Below are 20,376 nucleotides of genomic sequence, written 5' to 3'. Positions count from 1 at the left end.
GCGGAAGCCCGGCGCACCGCGAATGTCGTGCCCGGCCTTCTCCTGCGCTTCGCGACGGGCCTCGCTGCAGTCCTCGTCGCCGGCGGGTGTCGCAGCCTTTATCTGACGCGCCTCGCCATGGAAGAGGCGCGCTTTCTGCGCGACGCGAAGCCCGCCACAGAACTGCTCGCAACTACGCAGGATCCTGAACGGCGCCGGGCGATCGAGACCCTGATCGACGTACGCAACTTCGCTGCCGACGAGGGTCTTCACGTGGGCGGCAGTTATCGAACGGTCAGCGACAGTGCATCGACGTCACCCTTTCACGTCGTGACCGCCGCCTACGCCGACAAGCTCGAGCCCTATACGTGGTGGTATCCGGTCGTCGGCAAGATCCCCTATCGCGGATACTTCGATCGCGAGCCTGCCGAGAAGTTCGCCGCGGGACTTCGCGACGAGGGACTCGACACGATGATCGTCGAGGCTTCGGCGTATTCGACGCTCGGATGGTTCGACGATCCGCTGCCGTCGAGCGTGCTCGTGCGCGGCGAGTATGCCGTCGTCGTCACGGTGCTGCACGAGCTCGTGCACCAGACGTTTTTTGCGCCGGGCCAGGTCGAGTTCAACGAGTCGCTCGCAAGCGCTGCGTCGTGGCGCCTCGCGGAACGCTACTATCGGTCGCGCGGCAACGAGGCCGGCGCTGCCCGGGCGAAAGCCTGGCGCGAAGCGTGGGTCGCGCGCAGCGACGTGCTCGACGCGGCCGCGGTCAAGCTGAAAACGTATTTCGACGAGGCGCGTGCGCGCGGCGAGCCGCGCGACGAGCTGATCGCAGGACGCAAGGCGATCTACGACGAGGTGCTCGCCGACATCGAGCGCGTCGACCACAACTTCGCGAAGGATCTTGCCGAGGACCGGCTCGACAATGCGTCGTTCCTTGCGGCGCACCGCTATGCGACCGGAGGCCGCGGGATCGACGCGTTCCTTGCCGCACAGCCGAGCATCTCCATCGCGCTCGCGCAGCTGAGCGACGCGCTTGCTCATCACGGCGACGTCCACAAGCTCGTCATCGGCACGCCGATGCCTGTGCCATGAGCAGCAGCCGGCGAGCGTCGGGTTGCAGCGAATCGGTTCCGGCCAGGGGCCGCTTGCGCCTTTTTCGAAGCGAGCCTAAGAGTCGGCGCGTCGCGCTCGTTTCTTCGTTCGCGGCCAACATCTTTCATCGAGAGAGGACCACCGAATGGCGACTGCGAGAGTAAGGGAGATCCTGAGCTGGTACGCGGGCGAGAATCCCGGAGTGCTTTCCAATCTTGCGAGAATGCTGAACACGGGAAAGCTCGGGGGCACAGGCCGCATGGTGATCCTGCCGGTCGACCAGGGCTTCGAGCATGGTCCCGCGCGCAGCTTCGCGCCCAACCCGCCCGGCTACGACCCGCGATACCATTTCCAGCTCGCGATCGACGCGGGATGCAACGCCTACGCGGCCCCGCTCGGTTTTATCGAAGGCGGCGCCGCAGATTTTGCCGGCGAGATCCCGCTGATCCTCAAGCTCAACAACCACGACTCGCTCGCACCCGACGGATCGGACCCGACGCCGTCGGTGACCGGCTCGGTGCAGGACGCGCTGCGGCTCGGATGCTCGGCGATCGGCTACACGATCTATCCCGGCTCGGCGCAGTTCCAGGGCATGTACGAAGTGCTCGCCGAGCTCACGCGCGAGGCCAAGGCTTGCGGGCTCGCCGTCGTCGTGTGGTCGTATCCGCGCGGCTCCGGGATCTCGAAGGAAGGCGAGACGGCCATCGACGTGACGGCCTATGCGGCGCAGATCGCCGCGCAGCTCGGCGCCAACATCCTCAAGGTCAAGCCGCCGACGGCCCACGTCGAGCAGGCCGAAGCGAAGAAAGTCTACGAGAAGGAAAACATCCCTGTCGCCACGCTCGCCGAGCGTGTGCGCCACGTCGTCGAATCGTCGTTCGGCGGTCGCCGCATCGTGATCTTCTCGGGCGGAGCCAAGGGCACCGACGACAAGGTGTTCGAGGAATGCCGCGGGATCCGCGACGGCGGCGGGTTCGGCTCGATCATCGGCCGCAACAGCTTCCAGCGTCCGAAGGCCGACGCCATCAAGTTCCTTGCGGAGTGCATGAAGATCTACGCCTGAGAGCGCAGCGCGGGTTCGCGTGGTGTGCTCGCGGCGGCGAGGTCAGGTGCAGCAGTCCGGCGCGCACGCGCGCGGTCGCTCGACGTGGTTGGCCACGAGATCGCGAAGCCCCGAGACGAAGCGGTGGGCCGATCCGACGCACGCCGCGCGCGTCATCAGAATGCCCACCGAATCGCACACGGCGCGCGCCAGCACGTCGAGGTCGTAGACCACTTCCATGTGATCGGCGACGAAACCGATCGGCACGATGACCACGCGTGAGACGCCGGCCGCAGCGAGCGTTCGCAGGTGGTCGTCGATGTCGGGCTCGAGCCACGGCTGCGACGGAGACCCGCTGCGGCTCTGGAAGGCGAGCTTCCAGCGCGTGCCCGGAAGCACACGTGCGGCGACGATCGCCGACGCCTTGCGCAGCTCGTCTTCGTAGCGACACCGGGCGGCCATCTCGACAGGCAGCGAATGCGCGGTAAAGACGAGACGCACCCCGCCGCCGGTCTCCGGCCTCGACGCGGCGAATGCGGCCGCGTCGTTGGCGGCAAGCGCTGCACGCGTATTGGTGATCATGGTCTCGAGAAATCCGCGCGTGTTCCAGTACGGCGGGATCTTCTCGATGACCGGCGCACTCGCACCGACTGCAGCGCGGGCGCGCTCGATGTCCTCGAGATACTGGCGGCACGCCGAGTACGAGCTGTAGGCCGACGTCGTGATCGCGACGGCCCGCTTCACGCCGTCGCGGGCCATCTCGCCGACCGTGTCGGCAAGCATCGGGGCCCAGTTGCGATTTCCCCAGTAGACCGGCAGCGGCGGGCCGGAGCGTGCGAGCTCGTCGCGAAGTGCGCGAACCAGACTGCGGCATTCGTCGTTGATCGGGCTGCGTCCGCCGAAGCGCATGTACTGCGCGGCGACCGTCTCGAGCCTTTCGCGCGGAATGTTACGTCCGCGGGTGACGTTCTCGAGGAACGGAACGACGTCGTCCGGCTTTTCCGGTCCGCCGAACGAGAGCAGAAGCACGGCGTCCACCTGCGGAGGGGGCGGAAGGCTCACGCGAAGCAGCCCTCAAGCGAACCGGAAGCGATCAGAGACGTCCGCGCATCAGTTTGCGCTCGACGGTCTGCGGGACGGGCCGTTCGGCGATCGGGCTGTAGTGGCGCTCGCCTTCGCCGATGTAGATCTGCCGCGGGCGCACGATCTTCTGTTCCTGGTCGCGCACGTTTTCGGTCCATTGCGCGATCCAGCCCGGCGTGCGGCCGATCGCGAAAAGCACCGGGAACATGGCCGTTGGAAAGCCCATCGCCTGGTAGATGATGCCCGAATAGAAATCGACGTTCGGATAGAGCTTGCGCGACTGGAAGTAATCGTCTTCGAGCGCGATGCGCTCGAGCTCGACGGCGATGTCGATCAGCGGATTGCGCCCGGTCACCTCGAACACTTCGTATGCGATTCTCTTGATGACCTTCGCGCGCGGATCGTAGTTCTTGTAGATCCGGTGACCGAACCCCATCAGGCGGCGCTCGCCGGCCTTGACGCTCTTGATGAACTCGGGGATGCGATCGACCGAGCCGATCGCCTCGAGCATCTCGACGGCTTCTTCGTTCGCGCCTCCGTGCAGCGGGCCGTAGAGCGCGGCGGCCGCAGCCGCGGTCGCGCAGTACGGATCGACGCGCGAGCTTCCGACCGCGCGCATCGCGTTGGCCGAGCAGTTCTGCTCGTGGTCGGCATGAAGGATGAACAGGACGTCGAGCGCTTTCTCGAGCGCCTTGTTCGGCCGGTAGCGCGGCTCGGTCATCTTGAACAGCATCGCGAGCAGGTTGCCGGTGTAGCTGAGCTCGTTGTCGGGCTGCACGTACGGCAGGCCGAGCGAATAGCGATAGGCGTACGCCGCGATCGTCGGCATCTTGCCGATCAGCCGGCGCGCCTGCAGGCGGCGCGACTCGAGGTCGTCGATGTCGCGGGCATCGGGATAGAACGTCGACAGCGCTGCCACGGTGCCGACGAGGATGCCCATCGGATGTGCGTCGTAGCGGAATCCCTCCATGAAGCTCTTGGTCTTCTCATGGAGCATCGTGTGCATCTTGACGTTGTACGTCCATGCGTCGAGATGCTCCTGGTCGGGAAGCTCGCCCTTGACGATCAGGTAGGCGGTCTCGAGAAACGAGCTTCTTTCGGCCAGCTCCTCGATCGGATAGCCGCGGTAGCGGAGGATTCCGTTGTCGCCGTCGATATAGGTGATCGCGCTGCGGCAGCTTGCCGTGTTGGTCAGCGCGGGATCGTACGTCATCAGGCCGAAATCATCCGGCCCGGTCTTGATCTGCCGGAGGTCGAGCGCGCGAATGGTCCCGTCTTCGATCGGCAGCTCGTAGCTCTTGCCCGTGCGGTTGTCGGTAATCGTGACGGTCTCGTTCGCCATCGCCGCAGCTCCTTATCCACTGTTATCGGAAGCGCGACAGTATCAGGGAGGGAGGGCCGTTCAATCGCATCGAAGCAGTGGCCGACGCGGCAAAGCTCACACGCGGTCGCGTGTGAGCTTCTCGATCAGGCTGCAGCCGTCGGAGCTTCGAGCAGGCCGGAGGTCAGCACTTCGACGAGCGTATCGGCATACGCCGATGCATGCTCCGGATCGGTCGGATCGATGCCCCACAGCAGACCGATCAGCGGTGCTCCGTCGAAGAAGTGCGGAAGCGCACCGAGAAACAGGAAGATCAACGATTCGAGCGAGAGGTTCTTGACGATGCCCGCGTCGCGGCCGGTGCGGAACGTCTGCTCGACGCGACGAATGAGCGGCCGCAGGTGCTTCTCGGTCATCCATTCGAGACGGGGACCGGGCACTGCCGACTCGGCGATGATCAGCCGGCTGACTTCCGGATGCTCGGCGCTGAAGTGAACGATCCGGCGGGCAATCGTTCGCAGGCGTTCGCGCGGATCGGTTTCGATCGCGCCATCGTCCATGCCCTCGATGAGAGGCGTCATCTGGCTGAACGCCATTTCGACGGCGGCTCGCCACAGAGCCTCCTTGGAACCGAAATGGTAGTGGATCAGGGGTTGGGTCACGCCGATGCGGCGAGCGACGGAAGCCGTCGTTGCACCTTCGTAACCGTGCTTGGCGAATTCGACGATCGAGGCATCCAGGATTCTCTCGCGGGAAACCTTCGAAGTGCGTCCACGTCGGGCAGGAGTTTCGGCCATTTTCTATCTCGCTTCCGCTTCGGTCGGCACCGGGGTTTACAGTCACCCCTCCGTCGCGCTCGCGCGCGAGCTGCCGACGACCTTGCCGCTATACGGTCATAATCCTTTTTCCCAATTAAAGAATAAGGCAAGTTGCCATCGTGCATCAAACCGATCCGAAATATCTTTGGTTAGCTCCCCTCGATTCGGTTACCTTGAGCCCCGATGGCAGTGTCCAAGCGTCCCCAGATCACCCTTTTCAGAATCTTTTCACGATGTTGTAGCGCATCCGGGGTGGCGGCAATTTCCCTCCTCGTGGCGGCCGGCCGGGGGGAAGCCCAAGTGCCGAGCTTCGACGCGCCGGTCGCCATCGACAGCGCGGCCCGGACGGACGCCCATAGCGACGAGTTTCCGCGGATCGCCGCCGGCGTCGGCGGTGTATGGGTCATCGTCTGGCAGGTCGTCGGAGCCAACGATCTCGGCCTCGGGCGCGACATCGACGTGGTCTACTCGAGGTCCTCGGATGACGGGGCACACTGGACCCCGCCGAAACCGGTGACCGACACGTTCCAGACCGATCGCGCCGAGGACCGGCAGCCGGCAGTCACGACCGACGGCAAAGGCACCTGGATCATCGTCTGGACCTCGACCGAAGATCTCGAAGCTCTCGCCAGGCGAACGGCCCCGCGCCGCGATCGTGACATCCACTATGTGGTCTCGACCGACAACGCGCTTACGTGGAGCGAGCGCCGGTCGCTCAACAGCAACGGCGGATTCGACTGGGGCGATGACGAGAGCCCGGACATCGCAACCGACGACAAGGGCCGCTGGACCGCGGTCTGGGAGTCGTCCGATTCGCTCGGCAACACCAAAGGCGGCGACCGCGACATCCTCTATTCGACCTCGGTCGACGCCGGCAAGACGTGGTCGCCGCCCGACGTCATCGATCCGGCCGCGCGCAGCGATCTCGGCTACGACACGTCTCCGCGAGTCGCGGTCGACACGGCCGGAACGTGGATGGTCGCGTGGTCGAGCGGCGGCGTGTCCGACGACAAAGGCGGATTCCAGCGCGGCGTGTTCGTCTCCCGTTCGATCGATGCGACGGCCTCGTGGGACCCTCCGCAGGCTCTTGCCGGCACCAGTGAAGACGACCGCCCGGACTTCGGGCCGCGTCTTGCGGGCGACGGTCGCGGCAACTGGGTCTGCGCGTGGTCGTCGGCCGATCCGCTCGGCGACACGATCGGAAGAGACCGCGATCTGTTGTTCGTCCGCTCCACCGACGGCGGCAGGACATGGAGCACGCGGGCTCCGCTCAATCGCGAGGCCGCGAGCGATTCCGGCGACGACGACACGCCCGAGCTTGCCGTCGACGGCTACGGAAACTGGGTCGTCGCGTGGACGTCGTGGGACCGGCGCGGCGCCGCACGCGGTGCGGACGCGGACCTGCTGGTCGCGATGTCGCGCGATCAGGGAGCTAACTGGACGCAGTCGTTCATTCTCAACACCAACGCCAAACACGATCTCGGCGAGGACACGACTCCGTCGCTTGCAACCGACGGAAGCGGAACGTGGATCACGGCATGGTCGTCGACCGAAAGCTTCGGCGAAGTGCTCGACAGGGATCGCGACATCCTGGTTGCGATCGGACACTTCGGACGGGAAATCACCGGTCCGCCGTCGAGGCCGAACACGCCTTGATCGAATCGGGACTTCGGCGGTTTGCCGGCTAAATTGTACCTGTCCCGGATTTCCCGTACGGGGGGCCATCGCGCGAAGCAGCGCGCCGAGGGAGCACACCAGGGACCATGGAACAGATCGGCGAATCGCTGCGCGGTCATCTGCTTGGCGTCGGCGGCAACGTGCCGACCGAACCCGGAATCGCGCGCCTGCTGCTCGAGCTCGCGTCGACCGCCTCGGTGATTTCGGTCGAGGTCAACCGTGCCGGGCTGGCCGGCATTCTCGGCCGCGCCGAAGGTCATAACGTGCACGGCGAGGCGCAGCAGAAGCTCGACCTGTACGCGAACGATCTGCTGGTCGACAACCTGCGGCGCTCCGGCTGCGTGTGCGGCATCGCTTCCGAAGAGAACGAGGACATCATCGCACCGTCGGCGACCGGCGAGCGCGCCGACTATCTCGTGTATTTCGATCCGCTCGACGGCTCGTCGAACATCGACGTCAACGTCAGCATCGGAACGATCTTTGCGATCTATCGCCGCCGCACGAAGAACGGGCCGGCAACCCTCGAGGATTTCCTGCAGACCGGGCGCCACCAGGTCGCCGCAGGTTATTTCCTGTACGGCACGAGCACGATGCTCGTGTTTGCCGCCGGCGACGGCGTCAACGGCTTCACGCTCGATCCGTCGTCGAGCGAGTTCCGCCTGTCGCATCCGAACATCCGCACTCCCGAGCGCGGCAAGATCTACAGCTGCAACGAAGGCAACTCCGGCACGTGGGATTCCGCCACGCGCGCGTACGTGGGCTCGCTCAAGGAGCGCGGACCGAACCGGCCGTACACGTCGCGATACGTCGGCTCGTTCGTCGCCGACTTCCACCGCAACCTCATCAAGGGCGGCATCTTCCTGTATCCGGCCGATGCGCGCGAAGCGGGCGCGAAACCGACTGGAAAGCTGCGCCTCATGTACGAGTGCAATCCGATGGCCTTCCTGCAGGAGCAGGCCGGCGGCCGCGCCGTCGACGTTGAAAGCGACGTGCTCGACATCGTGCCGGACGGGATCCACCATCGCGTGCCGCTCGTGATCGGCAGCCGTCTCGACGTGGGCGACTACCTCGCATCGCGGCGCGAGCATCGCGCGGCGTAGCACCGGGCAGGCGGAACGACGATGCCGCAAGCGGGATTCTGGGCAGTCGGCGGATACACGATTTCGTTTCGCAAGGACGGGGCGTGGTACGCGGACGACGAACGCATCCGCAATTCGCGCATCCAGCTGCTCTTCTCGCGAAGCCTGCGGCGCGACGACCGCGAGAACGCGGCAAGCCTTCCGCGATACACCGGATGGCTGCTCGACGTCGGCGTCGATCGCCAGCCGGTCATCGTCGAAGACACGCCGCTCGTCGTCACCGGCGTAGACGGCGACTCGGAGCATGGGTTCTCGGTCCGCACCAACGATGGGCAGAGTGGAGCGCTCGACTGCAGCACGCTCGAAGTCGGAGCCGACGACGTTCTTTACTGCACGGTCGACCGCGGGGAGCGGGGACATCTGCGCGCGCGCTTCCTGCGACCGGCGTACTACCGTATCGCGAAGTTCATCGAATGGGAGGGCGATCGCCCCGTGCTTCGTTCCGGCGGCGAAGTCTGCGCGCTCGCGCACCACTGAGCGCCGTGCGCATCGTCCTGCTCGAGCCGGAGATCCCGCAGAACACCGGATCGATCGCGCGCCTCGCGGCCGCCACGCACACGCCGCTCGATCTCATCGGCCCGCTCGGCTTCTCGCTCGAGGATCGTTATCTCAAGCGTGCCGGGCTTGACTACTGGCCGTGGGTCGACCTCGCCGTGCACGAAAGCTGGCAGCAGTACCTTGATTCGTCGCCGCCCGGACGCCTGATCGGCTTCTCGGCGCGCGCGAGCCGATCGTATACGCAATGCGCATTCCGGGACGGCGACCGGCTTCTGTTCGGGAAAGAGACGCGCGGCCTCGGGCCCGAGGTCCTCGAGATGCTCGGCGAGGACGTGTTCACGATCCCGATGACGAGCCCGAACGTGCGAAGCCTGAATCTCTCGAACGCGGTCTCGATCGTGGTCTATGAAGCCCGCCGCCAGCTCGGGCTCGTTTGAGGCAAACGCCGCTATGCCGTGTCCGGCGCTGCGCCGGCGTGCGCAGCGCCCGTCTCCGGCAGCATCGGGAGGCGACCCCGCAGGCTGATCGTCTATACTCGCCAGCCATGCTCATGGTCCTTCGTGCTCCTGGAAAGCGTCTCCGCGGTTTCCTTCCGGGTTGTCCCGGTTGGATGGAACGCCCGCGTCCCGCGGTTCCCGTTCGCCGCGTGCTGGCGGCCGCGCTGTTCGCGATATCGTTTGCGGGCGTTGCCGCTGCCGCCGACGATCCTTTCGGTCGCGGCAATCGCGTCCCTCCGCCGCGAACGCCTACCGTGCGAGTCGAAGGACGCTGCGGCGACCCGCGCGGCATCAGCATCTACTCGTTTCCGGAAAAACCGCTCGAAGGCGGCACGCTGCGCTTCGTAGCGGTCGCGGAGAATGCGCGCGACGCGAAGCTGACGGTCGACGGTCCGGGTGGTGAGCGCGTGGCGTCGAGCGTGCAGCGCTTCGGCGGCCCGCCGTTCTCGTGGATCGTCGAGGTTCCGTATGTGTCCGCCGGCACGTACCACGGGCGCCTTACCGTGGCCGGCGATTCCGCCGCGTGCGTCGATGCCGAGATCGGTCCGGACGCACCGTCGGGCCGCTCGCGGACTTCGGGCTCGATGTGGCCGGTCGAGCGCGTGTGGGATCGCGACACGGAAAATCTTTACTCGGCCTGGGTCGCAAAGCTGTTCGACGATTCCATCGATGCATCGCCGAGCTGGAACTCGCTGCACGCGGTCACGCACGATCCGTCGCGCAACTTCCTGCACAATTCGCTCGGCCTTGGCGAAGACTCCGAAGGCGGCATCACGCTGCAGCCGGACTGCGCCGACCTTCCGTATTTCCTGCGCGGTTATTTCGCGTGGAAGATGCGGCTGCCGTTCGTCTATTCGCGCTGCTATTCGGTCTCGCTCAACCGCGCGCCCATCTGCAGCGATACCCGCTCGAATCTCGAGCTCGCGTCGCCGGGCAGCTCCCTTGCCGTGCTCCAGCGGTTTTTCTCGAGAACCGTCGCCGATACCGCGCATTCCGCCACCGGGCGCACCGCAGCGATGGACGATCACACCGACGTCTACCCGGTACGCATCAGCGCGGACACGCTGCGGCCGGGCGCCGTCTACATCGATCCGTACGGACATGTGCTGGTGGTTGCCAAGCGTGTCGACCAGACGCCGACGTCGAGCGGCATCCTGTTCGCAGTCGACGCGCAGCCCGACGGCACCGTCGCCCGCAAGCGGTACTGGCGCGGGACGTTCCTGTTTGCGCTGAACGCGGACAACAGCGCCCCGGGCTTCAAGCGCTTCCGCCCGGTCGTGCCCGACGGAAACTCGGTGCGCACGCTCGACAACTCCGAGATCCTCTCGCACCCCGCGTACGGCGACTGGTCGATGGAGCAGTACGAAGGCGACGCCGATGCGTTCTACGACAAGGTCGACCAGGCGCTCTCGCCGGCGCGGCGCAGTGCGCGCCAGGTGATGCTCGAAGTCGTCGACCTGCTGCAGCAGCAGCTCGAGCAGCGCGTCGCTTCCGTGCAGGGCGGGGAGACGTACGTGGCGAAAAGTCCCGGCACGATCGGCATGCCGTCGGGCGCGGCGATCTTCCAGACCGTCGGCGCGTGGGAAGACTATGCGACGCCGTCGCGCGATCTGCGCCTGCTGATCGCGATCGACGTCGTGCGCGGCTTTCCTGAATACGTCTCGCACAGGCCTGGACGATTTTTCGCCGACCGCGGCATGAACCCGTCGAACATCCGCGGCGAGCTCGAGGCGCTGCTCGACCGCGAGCTCCAGCGCCGCACGTTCCAGTACCAGCGCAGCGACGGCACGCCGTGGACGCTCAAGCTGTCGGACGTGATCGAGCGCGCCGATGCGCTCGAGATGGCCTACAACCCGAACGACTGCGTCGAGAAACGATGGGGTGCGCCCGAGGACAGCATCGAGATCATGCCGTGCCGCCGCCACGCGCCGGCCGAGCAGGTCCGTCAGATGGGCGGCGTCCGCGAGTGGTTCCACACTCGGACGCGTCCGGCGACCTGACCGCGGAATTGCGGCAGCGAACGTCGCGCCTTCAGATTCGCCACAGGTAGACCACCGTGGCGGCGCCGAGCAGTGAAAGCAGAACAGCAGCCACGACCGGCAAGCGAATATCGAACGTGTCGGTGAACGTGCCGCTTCGCAGGCTCGAAACGTATCGCCGCAGACGCAGCGCCGATGCGGCGATCAGCAGCACGCCCATGACGATCAGCGAGACTCCGACTTCGAGAGAGAACGCATGTCGAGGCGGCAGCGGAGCTTGGGTCGTTGCGGCGATCTCGCGCAGAAACAGGCCGAAACGTGCGACCACGAAGCCGAAGCCCATCAGGGAGATGCCGGTTCGCATCCACGACAGGAATGTCCGCTCGGCAGCCATGTACTGGCGCGGGTCGTCCGGATCGTAAGAGGTCATTGTCCGCGCTTGTCATGAGCCAGCAGCCGGTAAAAGCGCCTACCGCGTTGCGTCATGGCAGGAAGCGGGTCTGGCGCAGAGAATTTCTTCGACGAATCGTGCAGGACCATTGCAAGACAAAGTAGATATTTCTACTATCCACTCGGCTGCGTGGCCGCGATCGCGATCGCCACGCATCAGAGGAGGGCCGCCGATGTCGTTGCCGTTTCCTTCCGTTGCGTTCTTCGAGGCGCTGCGCGCCGGCATGAACGACAACGCCGAGCTCTTTCGCCGGCTCGGCTACTTCGACTGCACGTTCGCGATCCGCGTCACCGAAAACGGCCATGATCCGAAGCAGTACGTCATCGCGTTCGACGTCTACGAATGCACGGACGTGCGCGAGGTCCACGATCTGGCCGGCGAGCAGACCGACTTCATTCTCGAAGCCGATGCCGCGGTATGGCGCGACATGTTCGCGAACATCCGGGCCAACGGCGGCGCCGACTCCGAGCACGGCATCAACACGCTGACGCATTTCGGTGAAGGCATGCGCTGCCTCTACGACGATCCCGACGGACACGACAAGATGTTCCGCTTTGCCGAAAGCATCCAGGAATTCTTCAACCTCGCTGCGAACGTCGACGTCGACCTTCGCGCGGCTGCATAGCGGGTAGCGGAAGACATAGCGCCAGCGGAAGACAGGGAGGACGCCATGAGCTATCTCGCGACGACGGATTTTCTCGACGACAAGGATTTCGTCGACCGCTACCTCTACACGATGCGCACCGGCAATCTCGACCTGTCGTGGATGAACGCGGCGACCGAACATGTCGAGGTGCAGGCGGCGAACAAGCGACGCGGCCTCACGTTTCGCGATCTCGACGTCGGAACCTACGGATACACCGAGCTTCCGGCGATCTCGCGCGGCGCGAGCTCGCTTGCTCCGCGCGGCGCCGAAGAGCCGGCCGGACTTCCCGACATGAACGCCGGGACCGTGCGCAAGGCCGACGTGTGGGCCTACAACATCGAGGGCTACTACGAAGAGGCGATGAGCCGCCAGTGGAACGCGGCAACCGACATCCCGTGGAAACAACTGTGCGAGACCGAGCTGGCCGAGGACATCGGCAAGGCCTACTCGCAGCTGCTCACGTTCCTGACCGAAGTCGAGATGATCGCGACCGACGTGCCGTCGAAATGGCTCTCGCAGATCAGCTCGGATTACTTCGAGGTCAAGAACTTCATCGCGACGCAGTGCATGGACGAGGCGCGCCACGCCGAGGTGTTCCGCAAGCGCGCGCTGACGACCGGCTACGGCCTGATGAAGGCGAGCCCGCAGAACGAGCGCAACCTCAAGTTCCTGCGCGAAGCCGACAGCTTCGCGGAGGCCTCGACGACGCTGCACCTTCAGGCCGAAGGTTTCGTGCTGACGATGTTCCGTTTCAGCGAATATCTGTCGCCGACCGACGGCGACAAGAAACTGTTCCGGCTGGTCATGCAGGACGAGGCTCGCCATGTCGGCTACGGAATGCAGCATCTCAAGTGGCACCTCGAGAACGCGCCCGAGTCGCGCGAGATCATCCATCGCCATCTCGCCGAGGCGGAGAACTTCATCTTCGGAGGCATCTTTGCGCCCGAGGTGCTCGAGTCGTTCGTGATCCTCGCGGGCAAGGGGTCGAAGCACGAGAACATTCGCGCCGGTGTCGACGTGGTCAACCGTTTCGCGATCCAGCAGGTCGAGGAGTATTTCGAACGTCTCGACAAATGCGGCATGCCCGAGCGGCGCGAGCGCAGCACGCTGTGGCAGGTGATCGAAATGGCCAAGGCCGGCACCGCGGCCAATCACGCATAGGAATCGCAGCATGTCGTACTACGCCGAAAAGTATTTCTTCGAGGACGAGACGACGATCGAGGCCAACCAGCGCCTGGCCGAAGGCAAGCTCGTGCTCGACTGGTTCGACGTCGATGCCGAGAAAGTCCGCGTCGTCCCGTCCGACTTCAACCGCGGGCTCACGTACGACGACTGCAACGTCGGCGGCTACGGATGGGACGCGATCCCGGAAAACATCCGGCGCAACTACTCGATGGCGGCGCGCGGCTCGGTGCTGGTGCCCGGCCTTCCGGACCTCGGCTACACGCTCAACCGCAAGTCCGAGGTCTGGTCGAACAACTGCGCCGAGCTGTACGAGGAATCGAAGTCGCGGCGCTGGGCGCCCGCGGTCGATATCGACTGGGAGGCCGTGCGCGCCAATCCGCTGTCCCCGCCGTGCACGCACGCGATGCGCCAGCTCTGTACGGCGCTGCTGGAGATCGCGCTCGGCATTCTCGAGTTTCCCGGGCGCTGGGTGTTCTGGATCAACCAGGAATTTCTCGAGCTCAAGAGCCTTCACTGCGCGCAGATGATCGATCAGGCGCGCCACGTGGAAGTGTTTCGCAAGCGCGCGATGACGATCGGAGGTCTCGGTCGCGCGAGCGTTGCGATCGAGCAGGCCGTCAAGGAGCTGATCTCGGCCGACACCTACACGAGCGGCTCGCTCTCCGTGTTCCTGATGCTGAACAGCATCGTTCTCGGACTGTTCCGCACGGCATCGTCGGCATCGAGCGTGGACGCAAAGATGTTCCGGCTCTGCATGCAGGACACCGCGCGCCAGATTGCGTACGCGACCGGCCAGCTGCGCTTCTTTCTCGGCGAGCATCCGGCCAAAAGCCTCGTGCTGCACGAGCATCTCGACCAGACCGAGCACGTGATGGTCGGCATCCTTGCGGCGCCGGAGCTGCTCGAGCCGCTGATCGTGCTCGCCGGCGGCGGCACGTCGGCTGCGCAGGTCTCGGCCGGGCGCGACAAGGTCCTCGCGATGCATCGCGGCGTCATCGGCGAATATCTCGAGCGGCTCGCGTCGGTCGGGCTCGAGCGCCGCGGACGCACGCGGCTCGAGAAAGTGTTTTCGTAACGCGGTCGCCGGAGCTCAACACTGCGGACAAAGCAGCTCGACATCGAGTGCGACCGCGCTGCGCAGGATCCGAAGCGCATCGGCGGACGTTACCGGCTCCGTGCCGTCCGTGTCGCAACGACACTGCGCGCAGGCGTTCGAGCCCACCGCGGTTTGCAGTGCAATCAACGAATCGACCGCGGTTGTCGATCCGCTGTAGTCGGCGTCGCCGCAATGATTGGCACGATCCGCCGCGAGATAGTCGTAGCCGCCGGCGCCCGTCAAAGTGAAATCGACAATCTCTTCGCCGGATTCGGCATCGAACAAATGGAAGTCGCTGAACACGACGGTGTTGCGAAAATCCGCATCCACCGTGGCGATGCCGGGAAGACTGCAGGTTCCGGCGCCGCTCGTGCACGACGGATTCCCCGCGTTGGCGTGAACGGTGACGTCCCTGCTCCATTGAAGCGGCGTACCGGACGGAAACGTGATTTCCATCTGCTGCGGAGGCTCCAACTCGTCCAAGACCCCCTGGGTCGAGCTCCAACTGGTGTAGTCGACGCGGTGATCCGTAGATGCGCCCGCCCCGCCGGACGCAAAGGCGTCTGCACTGGCGTAGGCCTGGGAGATCCACGGGACCTGTCCGCCGCCCGTGAAACCGCCGGTCATCTTGAATGTCCAACGGAGCGTGACCGAGCTCGTTCCCTCGGCGGTGACGACCACGTCGGCGTCGCGGAAATGAGCGGTGGCTTCGATCTGCACGAGGTTCGTGCTGCCGAGCTGCGTCTTTGCAAAGACCCTGGCGCCAACGGCTTGCGGGTTCGCGAACGCGTTGCCACGGACCTCACCTCCACCGTCGTACATCTCTTCGCCGCTCTTGCTCGCCGTCCTCGTGATGAGCGCATTGTCGCAGCTTCCAAGGACGCAAGCTCGAATCTCTTCGCCACGTGCCGGAGCAGGTGTCCACGCTGTCCATACGAGGACCAGCGCGAGAACACTCCGAAGGCTGACCGCGCGAAGCGGGGGGTCGAATTTCATTCAATCCTCCGTCGTTCGATGCCGACCGTAGCGCCGAGGACCGGGCTGACACAAGTCGACACTGAGCCCTTACCGGGTTCTGGGCGTCCACATTGAAGTAAGGGTGTCCGCCGCGCACCGACGTGCACGTGCGGCCGGTCATGTTCTCGTAGCCCACCTCCGCCGGTGAGCGCGCAATCACCAACGAAACCGGCGGGGGAAGAGCCGTCTCGGAGTCGTTGCGGATGGTCACCATGGTGACAAAGCGGTCCGAGTCGGCGTTGCGCCTCATTGCCGAGAACCGCACGCTGGCTGCGGCGGTGACGTCCTGCGGCCGCGCGTTTTCCAGAAAGCCGAACATGCACGAGTACACGGCGATCTCGCGGCTGGCATCGAGACTCCCGGTGACGATTGCCCTTAACGCCTCGAACAGGCGTTCGGAGTCCTCGCGTCCAAGGGTGCAGTGAAACTCGTGCACCTCAGGCGATGCGATCGAGATCGACAGCGACAAGGCAGAACGCCCTCGACCATACCCGTCGTCCCAGGTTGCCCGCAGCAGCCCGATTGCCGCTATCAGCGCTGAGAATTCGCACGAAGAGATGACGTGGGCGCGGGCGGGATTGTTCTTGTCTCGTGGCACAACGGACGATTCAACAGGATCCGCTCCGGGCAGGTCGGCGCTTGAGCGCAGGATCAATGGCCGGATGATTTTCGTGTGGCGTGAGGCGTCATCCCCTACCGTGATTTGAAACGCCGAGGCATCGTTCGCGAGCTTCGCAAAGTCTTCGTACGAGAGCTCGTTATGTGCGTGTGCGGCGCAGGGCAGGGCCACGATGACGATAAAGAGCACGCGACCGGTCCAGGCCGGTACGAATCGCGCCGCTCGCGGGCATCTGTTGCGCAATCTGGCCACCGTCGGCTGCTTTTGACCGACTGCGCGGCGTAACACCATCGGTAGCAACCGGCCCTGTTGGTGTCGACTCGGCGGAATGCGCCACTACCGCGACTGCGATTCTCGACCCGCGTAGTTCCACGCGATCGGCCGCCGGGATCTGTACCTGTCCGCCGAATCCGCGTATAGCGCGAGGCATGAGCACAAGGCCGTGGTCGTTCTATGCCGCACCGATGTCGTACTTCTCCGCGAAGATACGTCCGGCGCTCTACTACAAGAAGATCGAGTTCGCCGAGATCTGGCCGACGCGCGATGTACAGAAGACCATTCTCGCGAAGACCGGGGTGCGCTTCATTCCGGTGATCGAGACGGACACCGGCGAGATGCTGCAGGATACGCCGCGCATGCTCGAGCGCATCGAAGACCTGCGGCCGAATCCGCCGATCTTTCCCGAAGACGCCGCCGTGCGCATCGTGGCCGAAGTGCTGCAGGACTTCTGCGACGACGTGCTCGTGGCGCAGGCGCTGCACTGGCGATGGAGCTATCCGGAGCAGCGCCAGTGGGTCGAATCCGACTGGGAAGCTGTCTTCGGATCACTAGCCACCAAGCTTGCCGCGCAGATGTCGGGCGCGCTTCCGTTCGTCGGCGTAACCGAAAAAACGCGTGCGGCCGCCGAGGCCTGGTTCCTCAAGTTCCTCGATATTCTCGAGGTGCATTTCAGGGAATCGCGCTACCTGCTCGGCGACGTGATCACGGTCGCCGACTACGCGCTGTTCGGACCTGTGTTCGCGCATTTCGCGCGCGATCCGGTTCCCGCCCGCATCGTGCGCGAACGGGCGCCGACGGTGATGGCGTGGGCACATGAGGTCGAGGCTGCCGGTCCGCCGGCACCGTGGGCGAGCCCGCCCGAGATCAAGGAGACGCTGCTGCCGCTTCTCGCGGAGATCGGAAAGGTATTCGTTCCGCAGGTGATGTCCGTCAGCGCATTCGTGCGCGATGCGATCGCCACGATGCCGGCGGGCGAGGATGCTCCGCGCGTGCTCGGGCTTCTCGAACAGGACATCTTCGGTGTTCCCGAACAGCGGATCGCCAGCGCATATCCGGTATGGCGTCACCAGAGGACGGCGATGCGCTACGCAGCTCTGGCGAACGGCGAACAGGCTGTGGTCGACGAGATCCTGAGTCCGTGCGGCGTGCTTCCGTACCTTCGTGAAATTCCGGATGCGAGGCTCGCGATGGAAGGCTTCCGCCTGAAGATCTGCGACCCGATGGAATCGGTCGGTTCGAAGAAACGGGCCTAGAAGCGGGTGCGGGAAGACGCGCGGTCTTCCCGCACCGCTCCTGCCGAGGCCTGAAAGATCAGAACTTGTAGCGAAGGCCGAGAGTCAGCGTGACGATGTCGAAGTTCTGCGCACCGTTGAACGGCAGAACGTAGGCGACCTCCGGTGCGATCGCGATGTGCTCGGTGATACACGCATCCATGCCGAGCGCGAGACGCACGTCGACACCCTGTCCGGCGCCCGATCCACGCACGACGTTGTGCCCGTTGATGTCGATGTAGCCGATTCCGAACGCGCCGTACGGCTGCCAGCGGCCGGTCCACAGATAACCCTTCGCGTTGAGCGTGGTTGCCCAGCCGTCGTAGTGGTCCGTTGCGTGCGTGACGGGCTGGTTCGCCAGGCGCTGCGCGGTCGCCCGGCCGTCGTCGTCGAATTCGTGGAAATATTCGTACATGGCTTCGACGGCGAAGTGCGGCGCGAGGCGATAGCCGACGAGCACGTTGAAGCCTGGGCTGTTGTCTTCGTTGCCCGGGCCGGTCGCGTCGAAGTTTTCGATTGCGTACATCCCGCCGGCGCCGAGGTACGGTCCGGTTGCCGCGTAGTCGGTCTCGTCTTCGACTTCCATCGTCGCGGCCGGCGCGGATGCCGGAGCTTCCTCGGCGCGTTCCGCTTCGCCGTACGCTCCGGCACGTGCATGGGTCGCACTTCCGATCAGCGCCACGGCGCCGACCAGCAACACAAAGTTCTTTCGCATGATCAATCTCCTTGTTTTGGATTCGGGAGCCCGCGACTGTCCGATCGGTCCCGATCATGGGGCCTGCATTCCCGCGCAGGCCGTCCGCCACCACCGCCACTGTCCACGCATATATTCGCCATGATTGAAGGTCGGGTTCAAGCAATCCGGGCCCGAGCGAGCACGGCTCGCTTGATTTTGATCACGAAGCCGTTCGGCGCTGTGGAAACCGGGAGAGACTGTAAAAGAACGCTCGTTCGTCCGGCTGGACCGGTCAGACCGCGACCGTCGCAGCCTTTGCCGGGTGCACCGACCACGGTCCGTCGCCCGAAAGCTCGAGCACCAGCTCATAGTGCGCCAGATCATGATCGCTGCGGCCGATGGTCACGTACGTGGTGCCGTCGGCGTCGAGCATCTCGAGGACTTTGCGCATGCAGTCCGGCTCGAGCGTCGTCTCGATGCGGTCGAGCATTGCGAACTCGGGCGCGATGAGCACGAGGCGTGCGATCGCGAGCCGTTGCAGCTCGCCGAGCGACAGCACGTCGTCCCAGTCGCGGTCGACATCGAGCCCTCCGATGCGGGCGATGGATGCTTCGAGGTCGAGCGTGCGCAGGACCTCGTCGAGCCGCTTCTCGGTCGGTGTCGTGCTGCATCCGTCGGCGAACAGCGTCTCACGCAGCGTGCCCGGCGGCAGGTAGGGACGCTCGGGAATGAAGCACATGCAGTGCGTGCGCGGCCGTGTGATGCGGCCGCGGCCGCATTCCCAGAGATCAGCGGTTGCGCGAAACAGCGCCATCTTTGCCATCTCGCCCGGGCCCGTCACCAGCACGTGCGTGCCGCGCGGCACGTTCAGGTTGAGATCGTCGATGAGGATTCGCCTATCTTCCGGCGACTCGAGCGTGAGATGCTCGAAGACGATGGCATCGGAGCCTTCGGCGATCTCGATGGGCGGCGGCGGAGCCGTATCGCTCTCGTGCGCCGCCTCGCTGAAATCGTCGAGCCGCGCGACGACCGCTGTAAAGGAAGAGATCGACTGGAACTGCGTGACGATCAGCGAAAAGCCGCCGAGAAGCTGCGCAAAGGCAATGGATGCCTGCGTGATCTCACCGAATTCGATCTTGTGGTCGAGGTAGAGCGGGGCGACGACGAAAACCGGAATCAGCGGGATGTAGTAGTTGTATCCGCTCGTGAAGAAATTGAGGTTGCGGTTTACGGAGATGAGCCTTCTCGCGTTGTGTACGATGCGGTCGATCCGTTCGCCCAGCCGGCGCGCAAAGTGCGCTTCCTGGTGCGTCAGCGCCACGAACTCGCTGTTTTCGCGCAGCTGGACCAGCTCCGCGCGAAGCTCGGCCTCGCGGTCGAACTGGTTGTAGTTGATCCACACCATCGGCCGGCCGAGCAGGATCGTCATCGCCGATCCGACCGTCGCATAGCCTACGGCAACCCAGAACAGAGTCGGGCTGATCGTCAGCAGGACGCCGGAGAACGCGACGACGCTCATCGTCGCGTTGATCAGCATCAGCGCGAACGACAACGTGGTGGTCGTGAAAAACTTGACGTCGTCGGTAATTCTCTGGTCCGGATTGGCGATGCGCCGCGAGAGTCCGAGCTGGTGGTAGAAACGCCGCCGCAGATAGAGGTCCACGAGGCGCCGCGTCAGGAACTTTCGCCACAGCAGCCCGAGCCGCTCTTCGACGTAGCGGAAGATCACCGCGACCACGGTGCACGCCGCGAGAACCAGCACGTACTGCAGCGTGTGGATGACGAACTGGCTCCAGTTGCGATCGGCCACCGCCGTCATGAAGTCGCGGCCGATGTAACTGGTAAGGACGTTGAGGGAGTTGAGCGAAACCAGCAGCACGAGCAGTGCGACCAGCAGAAGCTTCGCCTTCAGACCGTCCTTCGACGCGATCAGGTCGCGCACGCTCGCCATGAAACGGGCACGCGAGGTTTCGTTGAGAATCGTGCGGTGTGGCCGTTCGTTCATGCTGCT

Annotated in this window: 19 protein-coding genes; 11 read left to right on the top strand and 8 right to left on the bottom strand. The window is 64.9% G+C overall.

Annotated elements, in window-relative coordinates:
* Positions 1-27 precede the first annotated feature (27 nt).
* Both VN634_12230 and VN634_12225 read left to right on the top strand, forming a co-directional pair.
* Entirely contained in the window at positions 28-1,071 is a 1,044-nt protein-coding gene (locus tag VN634_12230) for an aminopeptidase (GenBank protein HXC51648.1), read from the top strand.
* A 145-nt stretch (positions 1,072-1,216) separates the two neighbouring features.
* Entirely contained in the window at positions 1,217-2,134 is a 918-nt protein-coding gene (locus VN634_12225) for a class I fructose-bisphosphate aldolase (protein ID HXC51647.1), read from the top strand.
* 42 nt (positions 2,135-2,176) lie between these two features.
* On the opposite strand, the gene VN634_12220 is transcribed toward VN634_12225, so the two are convergent.
* From VN634_12220 to VN634_12210, 3 genes are all read right to left on the bottom strand, one after another.
* Positions 2,177-3,175 carry a ferrochelatase gene (locus VN634_12220; GenBank protein HXC51646.1) on the bottom strand — a complete coding sequence of 333 codons (999 nt, stop codon included), beginning with the start codon at positions 3,173-3,175 and terminating at the stop codon, positions 2,177-2,179.
* A 31-nt stretch (positions 3,176-3,206) separates the two neighbouring features.
* The gene (locus tag VN634_12215; GenBank protein HXC51645.1) at positions 3,207-4,538 is read right to left on the bottom strand and encodes a citrate synthase; all 1,332 of its coding nucleotides are present in this window, start codon (positions 4,536-4,538) and stop codon (positions 3,207-3,209) included.
* Positions 4,539-4,663: 125 nt separating this feature from the next.
* Complete coding sequence (locus VN634_12210; protein ID HXC51644.1) at positions 4,664-5,314, bottom strand: TetR/AcrR family transcriptional regulator; 651 nt, start codon at positions 5,312-5,314, stop codon at positions 4,664-4,666.
* Positions 5,315-5,635: 321 nt separating this feature from the next.
* Between VN634_12210 and VN634_12205 the strand changes: the two genes are divergently transcribed.
* The 5 genes from VN634_12205 (at position 5,636) to VN634_12185 (ending at position 11,146) form a co-directional block, all read left to right on the top strand.
* Positions 5,636-6,991, top strand: coding sequence for a sialidase family protein (locus VN634_12205; GenBank protein HXC51643.1), 1,356 nt, complete (start codon positions 5,636-5,638; stop codon positions 6,989-6,991).
* 107 nt (positions 6,992-7,098) lie between these two features.
* A complete protein-coding gene (gene fbp / locus VN634_12200) occupies positions 7,099-8,112 on the top strand; it encodes a class 1 fructose-bisphosphatase (protein ID HXC51642.1) in 1,014 nt (337 codons plus the stop codon).
* 21 nt (positions 8,113-8,133) lie between these two features.
* Positions 8,134-8,628, top strand: coding sequence for a hypothetical protein (locus tag VN634_12195; GenBank protein ID HXC51641.1), 495 nt, complete (start codon positions 8,134-8,136; stop codon positions 8,626-8,628).
* 5 nt (positions 8,629-8,633) lie between these two features.
* The gene (locus VN634_12190; GenBank protein HXC51640.1) at positions 8,634-9,086 is read left to right on the top strand and encodes a tRNA (cytidine(34)-2'-O)-methyltransferase; all 453 of its coding nucleotides are present in this window, start codon (positions 8,634-8,636) and stop codon (positions 9,084-9,086) included.
* Between the two features lie 173 nt (positions 9,087-9,259).
* The gene (locus tag VN634_12185; protein HXC51639.1) at positions 9,260-11,146 is read left to right on the top strand and encodes a hypothetical protein; all 1,887 of its coding nucleotides are present in this window, start codon (positions 9,260-9,262) and stop codon (positions 11,144-11,146) included.
* Positions 11,147-11,177: 31 nt separating this feature from the next.
* Here VN634_12185 and VN634_12180 read toward each other — a convergent pair whose 3' ends face one another.
* Positions 11,178-11,555 (bottom strand): DUF202 domain-containing protein, encoded by a 378-nt coding sequence (locus VN634_12180; protein HXC51638.1) that lies wholly within the window; start codon positions 11,553-11,555, stop codon positions 11,178-11,180.
* A 193-nt stretch (positions 11,556-11,748) separates the two neighbouring features.
* On the opposite strand from VN634_12180, the gene VN634_12175 reads away from it, so the two are divergent.
* The 3 genes from VN634_12175 to VN634_12165 are packed head-to-tail and all read left to right on the top strand — an operon-like array spanning position 11,749 to position 14,482.
* On the top strand, positions 11,749-12,201 hold the full coding sequence (locus VN634_12175) for a hypothetical protein (GenBank protein HXC51637.1): 453 nt from the start codon (positions 11,749-11,751) through the stop codon (positions 12,199-12,201).
* A 45-nt stretch (positions 12,202-12,246) separates the two neighbouring features.
* Positions 12,247-13,383: a hypothetical protein gene (locus VN634_12170; GenBank protein ID HXC51636.1), complete on the top strand. Its 1,137-nt coding sequence runs from the start codon at positions 12,247-12,249 to the stop codon at positions 13,381-13,383.
* A 10-nt stretch (positions 13,384-13,393) separates the two neighbouring features.
* On the top strand, positions 13,394-14,482 hold the full coding sequence (locus VN634_12165; protein HXC51635.1) for a hypothetical protein: 1,089 nt from the start codon (positions 13,394-13,396) through the stop codon (positions 14,480-14,482).
* Between the two features lie 15 nt (positions 14,483-14,497).
* Here the strand turns inward: VN634_12165 and VN634_12160 are convergent, their stop codons facing one another.
* Positions 14,498-15,325, bottom strand: coding sequence for a hypothetical protein (locus VN634_12160; protein HXC51634.1), 828 nt, complete (start codon positions 15,323-15,325; stop codon positions 14,498-14,500).
* Positions 15,306-16,328 (bottom strand): hypothetical protein, encoded by a 1,023-nt coding sequence (locus VN634_12155; GenBank protein HXC51633.1) that lies wholly within the window; start codon positions 16,326-16,328, stop codon positions 15,306-15,308. The genes VN634_12160 and VN634_12155 overlap by 20 nt, the downstream gene beginning before the upstream one ends.
* A gap of 239 nt (positions 16,329-16,567) precedes the next feature.
* Between VN634_12155 and VN634_12150 the strand changes: the two genes are divergently transcribed.
* Entirely contained in the window at positions 16,568-17,671 is a 1,104-nt protein-coding gene (locus tag VN634_12150; protein HXC51632.1) for a glutathione S-transferase family protein, read from the top strand.
* 58 nt (positions 17,672-17,729) lie between these two features.
* On the opposite strand, the gene VN634_12145 is transcribed toward VN634_12150, so the two are convergent.
* Together VN634_12145 and VN634_12140 are read right to left on the bottom strand one after the other, a co-directional pair.
* Positions 17,730-18,404: an outer membrane beta-barrel protein gene (locus VN634_12145; GenBank protein ID HXC51631.1), complete on the bottom strand. Its 675-nt coding sequence runs from the start codon at positions 18,402-18,404 to the stop codon at positions 17,730-17,732.
* Positions 18,405-18,657: 253 nt separating this feature from the next.
* Positions 18,658-20,370 carry an SbmA/BacA-like family transporter gene (locus tag VN634_12140; GenBank protein ID HXC51630.1) on the bottom strand — a complete coding sequence of 571 codons (1,713 nt, stop codon included), beginning with the start codon at positions 20,368-20,370 and terminating at the stop codon, positions 18,658-18,660.
* Positions 20,371-20,376: the final 6 nt, after the last annotated feature.

The sequence above is a fragment of the Candidatus Limnocylindrales bacterium genome (assembly GCA_035571835.1).
Classification (GTDB): Bacteria; Desulfobacterota; Binatia; order UBA1149; family CAITLU01; genus DATNBU01.
This window is presented reverse-complemented; position numbering and strand designations above follow the sequence as displayed.

What these genes read in the sequence shown, in the direction of transcription:
- VN634_12225 (HXC51647.1), top strand. Translation starts at nt 1,217, where the DNA reads ATGGCGACTGCGAGAGTAAGGGAGATCCTGAGCTGGTACGCGGGCGAG.
- VN634_12215 (HXC51645.1), bottom strand. Translation starts at nt 4,538, where the DNA reads ATGGCGAACGAGACCGTCACGATTACCGACAACCGCACGGGCAAGAGC.
- VN634_12210 (HXC51644.1), bottom strand. Translation starts at nt 5,314, where the DNA reads ATGGCCGAAACTCCTGCCCGACGTGGACGCACTTCGAAGGTTTCCCGC.
- fbp (HXC51642.1), top strand. Translation starts at nt 7,099, where the DNA reads ATGGAACAGATCGGCGAATCGCTGCGCGGTCATCTGCTTGGCGTCGGC.
- VN634_12195 (HXC51641.1), top strand. Translation starts at nt 8,134, where the DNA reads ATGCCGCAAGCGGGATTCTGGGCAGTCGGCGGATACACGATTTCGTTT.
- VN634_12185 (HXC51639.1), top strand. Translation starts at nt 9,260, where the DNA reads ATGGAACGCCCGCGTCCCGCGGTTCCCGTTCGCCGCGTGCTGGCGGCC.
- VN634_12180 (HXC51638.1), bottom strand. Translation starts at nt 11,555, where the DNA reads ATGACCTCTTACGATCCGGACGACCCGCGCCAGTACATGGCTGCCGAG.
- VN634_12175 (HXC51637.1), top strand. Translation starts at nt 11,749, where the DNA reads ATGTCGTTGCCGTTTCCTTCCGTTGCGTTCTTCGAGGCGCTGCGCGCC.
- VN634_12170 (HXC51636.1), top strand. Translation starts at nt 12,247, where the DNA reads ATGAGCTATCTCGCGACGACGGATTTTCTCGACGACAAGGATTTCGTC.
- VN634_12165 (HXC51635.1), top strand. Translation starts at nt 13,394, where the DNA reads ATGTCGTACTACGCCGAAAAGTATTTCTTCGAGGACGAGACGACGATC.
- VN634_12160 (HXC51634.1), bottom strand. Translation starts at nt 15,325, where the DNA reads ATGTACGACGGTGGAGGTGAGGTCCGTGGCAACGCGTTCGCGAACCCG.
- VN634_12150 (HXC51632.1), top strand. Translation starts at nt 16,568, where the DNA reads ATGAGCACAAGGCCGTGGTCGTTCTATGCCGCACCGATGTCGTACTTC.
- VN634_12145 (HXC51631.1), bottom strand. Translation starts at nt 18,404, where the DNA reads ATGCGAAAGAACTTTGTGTTGCTGGTCGGCGCCGTGGCGCTGATCGGA.
- VN634_12140 (HXC51630.1), bottom strand. Translation starts at nt 20,370, where the DNA reads ATGAACGAACGGCCACACCGCACGATTCTCAACGAAACCTCGCGTGCC.